The 539-nt window shown below is 62.9% G+C and carries 1 protein-coding gene; it reads right to left on the bottom strand.

Features of this window, described 5'->3' with window-relative positions:
* Positions 1-222 precede the first annotated feature (222 nt).
* Positions 223-539 (bottom strand): helix-turn-helix domain-containing protein (locus UB23_RS14540; protein ID WP_045060016.1); only part of this gene is annotated, 317 nt, incomplete at its 5' end.

Genomic DNA, 539 nt, shown 5'->3' with positions numbered 1-539 from the left:
AATACGCCGTGCCAGGGCTTCGGCCTGAGCATCGGCAACCCGGTGTCGGTAACCCTGCCTGCCGAGGCGTGCCGGGTGCTCGGCGCCTGATCCTGACTCGATGGCGGCCTTTGCGGCCTCATCGCGGGCAAGCCCGCTCCCACAGTGATTTGTGGTGTTCACAGAACCTGTGGGAGCGGGCTTGCCCGCGATGAGGCCAGTGGCCACCCATCACTATTTGGATTACACCGACAACCGCAACCGCGCCAGATCCCTTAACGGCGGCGCACCGAACAGCCGGCTGTATTCCCGGCTGAACTGCGACGGGCTCTCATACCCCACCCGATACCCCGCCGCCGACGCATCCAGCCCTTCGGCCAGCATCAACCGCCGCGCCTCCTGCAAACGCAGCTGCTTCTGATACTGCAGCGGACTCATCGCGGTCATTGCCTTGAACCGGTGATGCAGCGTCGACACGCTCAGGTTTACTTCCTTGGCCAGGTCATCGATGCGCAACGGTTGCTCGTAATTGCCATTGAGCCATTTGATCGCCTGGCTGA

Source organism: Pseudomonas sp. ES3-33, assembly GCF_000952175.1.
Taxonomy (GTDB): Bacteria; Pseudomonadota; Gammaproteobacteria; order Pseudomonadales; family Pseudomonadaceae; genus Aquipseudomonas; species Aquipseudomonas gregormendelii.
This window is presented reverse-complemented; position numbering and strand designations above follow the sequence as displayed.